Source organism: Blautia intestinihominis, assembly GCF_040096655.1.
Classification (GTDB): Bacteria; Bacillota; Clostridia; order Lachnospirales; family Lachnospiraceae; genus Blautia_A; species Blautia_A intestinihominis.
On record NZ_JBBMEI010000130.1, the window covers coordinates 1 to 4,622 of the forward strand.

3 protein-coding genes are annotated in these 4,622 nt (G+C 41.4%); all 3 read left to right on the top strand.

The window, feature by feature from the left end; translation table 11 throughout:
• Positions 1 to 362 precede the first annotated feature (362 nt).
• A complete protein-coding gene (locus WMO75_RS18810; protein WP_158576601.1) occupies positions 363 to 506 on the top strand; it encodes a hypothetical protein in 144 nt (47 codons plus the stop codon).
• A 106-nt stretch (positions 507 to 612) separates the two neighbouring features.
• The gene (locus WMO75_RS18815; RefSeq protein ID WP_121056804.1) at positions 613 to 1,338 is read left to right on the top strand and encodes an RNA polymerase sigma factor; all 726 of its coding nucleotides are present in this window, start codon (positions 613 to 615) and stop codon (positions 1,336 to 1,338) included.
• Between the two features lie 471 nt (positions 1,339 to 1,809).
• A partial coding sequence (locus WMO75_RS18820; RefSeq protein ID WP_349078738.1) for a SpaA isopeptide-forming pilin-related protein occupies positions 1,810 to 4,622 on the top strand: 2,813 nt, incomplete at its 3' end.

The following is a 4,622-nucleotide window of genomic DNA, read 5'->3' on the forward strand; positions in this document are numbered from 1 at the left end:
TTTTCCAATAATTACAGGGATTCTTTGCGCATTTACAGGTTTTTATATAATTTATTTGAAGTAGCACAATAGGTTAATTTAATAATTGAATATGCAGGGGAAATAATGAGAATACAGGATAAAGAATTGAAGGCAGATATAACTAATCAATTAGGAGGTCTAGTGAAATTAAGTAGACGCTTAGATCAGAAAAAAAAAGGTTAAACGTTCGTTCACAACATGGTGAATGGGCGTTTTTTTTTGCCACAAGTATAAAAGGGACAAAAATGTCCCCTTAAAATTTGAAAAAAACGTTTATATGTCCTTTTTCTGATTTTGATAATTGTTAAGATTAGACCATCACAAGAGAGGAGGTAGAAGCAATGACCAGAGATGAATACTTAGAATTTATCAGGCATCAGCCCTACGATTCAATGGGAGATTTTAGCTTCCTTTTGGATGAAAAAGCTGATAGCTCTGAAAATACTGCGACACAAGCAGTAAGAGACAATATGAACGCTGATTAATCTGCTGACAGGTTTTGCCTGTATAGCTGATTGATACATTAAGCAGCAAGGAGAGGCTTCGCAAGCCGCTCGGTATAAAAAAAACCGGGCAGATCGGAGTCTTTTTTTGCTGCTTTTTTTGTCTGCTGACAGCCCGGTGCCGAAAGGCAGAAAGGTGGTTGTCATGCTGACACTCAGAAAATTAAAAGAAATGATAGAGTCCCCGAAGAAAGGCGCAAAGAAGCCGACTCCTAAAAGTTTACGAGAGGGTAAGGCTCCGGTTATTGCTCAGAAAGTAATAAAGAGCGATACCGATCTGGTTACGATCACGGTTTATAAGAATGGATATGTAGTTTATGAGGCAATGAGTCGGGTAACGGTATTTCCAATCGAAGATATTTCCGGCTACCGCTATTCATCCGTGGCTGGAAGTAGTTATGGATGTGACCTGGATGAATCCTATTTTGAAGAAGCGGAATGGTATCTGCGTTTCCTTCTTCATGGAGAGGATCGCCTGAGTATCAATCTGGACAGTCGCAATCAGAAACATTGTGTTTCTTTATCTTCTGCTATGGAAGAAATGCAGTTATGTGAAACGGCAGCCGAGGATATGGAAGAAATGATTATTCAGCAGATGATGACAGAAAACATGATGAATATGCTGACATCAAATCAGAGAGAACTTGTTTATGCTCTTTATTTCGAACACCAGACTTTTCAGGAATATGCAGAGATTCATGGTATCAGTTCAGCAGCAGTCAACAACAGAAGAAAGAAGGCACTTGCAAGACTTAGTGCAAGTCTGACAGCAGATTCCGAAACCGATAAGAAAAAGAATTTGAGAAAAAAATAAAAAAATTTGCGAGAGGGGGTTGGTAAAACCCCTCTGCCGGGCTTTATAGGTGAAGGGTTAATTCTTCAGAAAGAAAAACCCGGACTTGTACCTTGACAATTTCATACCAGCAGCGAGAGGATACCCGGAATTTTTCAGCTACGCATTCTTGCGGCGGAATCCGGTGAAAACGTGAGGGAATACAGATGGGAGGCACCCTTTGCAGGAAAGATTACGAATTACCTCTTGCGGCTTATAAATGCTTGATCCTTATTTAAATTGTTATTTCCATAAACGGAGATAACAGCAGATACCATGTGGCGGTGCTTCGCTTAGTGCAGGTGCCGCCATATGCATGTGCTGTTATCAATGAATTGGTATCAGTAACAGATAAAGTTGTCAGGGAGGTGGTTCCGATGATTGGATAGTGCAGGTACAGACCTGCTGAAAAGAAAAACGATGATAAATGAAGAAAGAGAGGATTAAGTCAAAATGAAAATGAAGTTCAAGAGATTCTTATCAGGGGTTATGGCAGTGGCAACGCTGGCATCGGTGATTGTTCAGCCGGTTGCAGTTTCAGCATCAGAGATTGAGCCGGAACCTCCATCATTTGAACAGCAGTATCCGGAATTAAAAGATGTCCAGGATTTACTTGATTCAGATGAAATTGTAACTGCAAATGATATTGAACTGTCTTATGGAGAAGAATTTGAGGTGGAAGTAGATCTGTCCGGTATCGAAGGGGTAGATGAAAGTAAAATAAAAATCTTATTCCATGAGGCAAAGAACGACGATGGTGCAGATTTTGATATTCACACACCGGATACCTATAAGGCTGTGTATGCTGTGGAGCCGGTTAGCGGACATCCATCTTATAGAATTAGCAGAAATATCACAGTGAAAGAGCCGGAAACAGAGCAGCAGTCAGAAAGTTCTTCTGAGATTGTAGTTGATGATAATGGCGATACAGGAGATACGGAGCTGAGTGATGACGATTCGGATTCGCACCGGGAAACAGAGAATGAGATTGATTCCGAAACTGGACTGACTGTTTCAGAAGCATTAGAACAGGCAGAAAGTAATGGAATTGATCTGTATGCAATGGATGCAGGAGAAACCGTAACCTTTATGGCTTCTGCAGGAAATGCAAGAAGTTCACAGCAGGTTTCTGTTACAAGGGGAACCATGTATCGTTACGCAGATTATGGATATGGTAGTTACCTTACTTATCAGTATACTGTGAAATTTGGTAATGTATCTGCCACAGCATACTGTGTACAGCCATCCAAGCCGGGACCTGGTACTGGAACGTACACGATTAATAAAGTTGGAGATGGCAAGGCACTTGCGAAAGTATGTTATTACGGTACAAAGGCATCTGGAGATGATGGATTCTTTACAGAAGAGAATGGATATGGAAATTTAAGTGCCGGAGCCAGATTTATTCTGGTACACCTCGCAGCATCTTATGCAAATGGTAGTGGGGACGCTTTTTCAGGTGCAAACAGCACTGCACAGAATCTTGCAAAGAAACTTTATAATTATTGCATTTCTCAACCGGATATTCCATCAGTGGCAATGTCTTTTTCAGATGCAAACGTAAAAGCCTATGTAGATGGTAACAGTCAGAGAACAAAGGATATAACGTTTAAGGCAGATGCATTACAGACAATTACTATGAAACTTCCTGCAGGTGTACAGCTTCATAACCTGACAACAGGGAAAACAAGTAAAGCCGGAGAAAGCGTTGAAATCTGTGGTGGTACAAAGTTTTATCTGTCTGCACCACTGACACAGGTAAGTGATGTGGCAGAGAGCTGGTCATCTACCATGAAGGGAAGCATTACAAAAGATTATTCTGCTTATAAGATTACCACAGGATCTGGAACTCAGGATCTGGCACTGGTATTTGGAGAAGGCGTGGATGATGAAAAGTATGTGGACTTCAAAGTATCCTGGATTGAACTGGCAACCGTGGAAGTTGTGAAGAAAGATTCCACAGCAGATGTAAATCTTGCTGGTGCTGTATTTGGCATTTACAGCGATCCGGATTGCAAAAATCTGATTGCAACAATGCCAGCAACAGACAGTAACGGAAAGTCTTCCGCAACAATTGTGAAGACACAGGACACAGTATATCTGAAAGAAGTCACAGCACCGAAAGGCTATGTACTTAATACGACAGCTTACAATGTGAAGCTGGTAGCAAGCAAGACTACGACTACAACCGTACCGGACAAGGAACAGCTTGGAGAACTGACAGTGTATAAAGAAGGTCAGGTTTTTGTTGGTGCAGATGTCAGTGACAGTGGTGTTGCATTTCAGTATGAAAACAGACGCCAGAAAGGTGCAGTATACAATGTATATGCCGGAGCGGATATTATGTCTGCTTATGGTGCGAAGATTTACAGTAAGGGTGATCTGGTAAAAGAAAATCTCTCCACAGATGAAAACGGAGCATGTGTTCTGAAAAATCTGCATCTTGGAACTTATGTTGTAAAGGAAATGCAGGCACCGGAGAATTTCTACAATGCAGGGGAAGAAAAAGAAGTAACGCTTTCCTATGCAGGACAGAACGTGGAAGTTGTATTTTCTGATGTGACATTTACAAATGACAGACAGAAAGCAGATGTGAATGTTGTGAAAAAGGATAACGACACAGAAAATCCGTTATCCGGAGGTATCTTTGCTCTGTATGCTGGCAGTGACATTGCAAATGCAGATGGAACAGTGGTTGTGAAGAAAGGAACACTGATTGAAAAAGCGACAACTGGAGCAGATGGAAAAGCAGCATTTACTGCAGATCTGCCGATTGGATTTTCCTATGTAGTGAAAGAGGAACAGGCACCGGAGAACTATCTGAGAAATTCAAAAGACGTATATACGTTCAAATTTGCGTACACCAATGATAATGAACCGAAAGTTTCATTTACACATACGTTTGTGAATGAGAGAGTCAAAGCTAAGATTACTCTGGAAAAGAGAGACGTTGAGACGAAACAGGCAGTTGCACAGGGAGACGCAACACTGGAAAAAGCAGTATATGGACTGTATGCCCGTAATGATATTGTTCATCCGGACGGTGCGACTGGTGTGATCTACAAAGCAGGGGAACAGGTTGCTACACTGACTACGGATAAGAATGGACAGGCTTCTGTGGATAATCTGTACCTGGGAGATTACTTTGTGAAGGAGATTAGTCCATCCGTTGGCTATCTGGCAGATGAAAATGAGTATGACCTGGTTTGCAACTATGAAGGGGATCTGGTTGCTGAGGTTAAACGTGATTGTACTTCACTGGAACA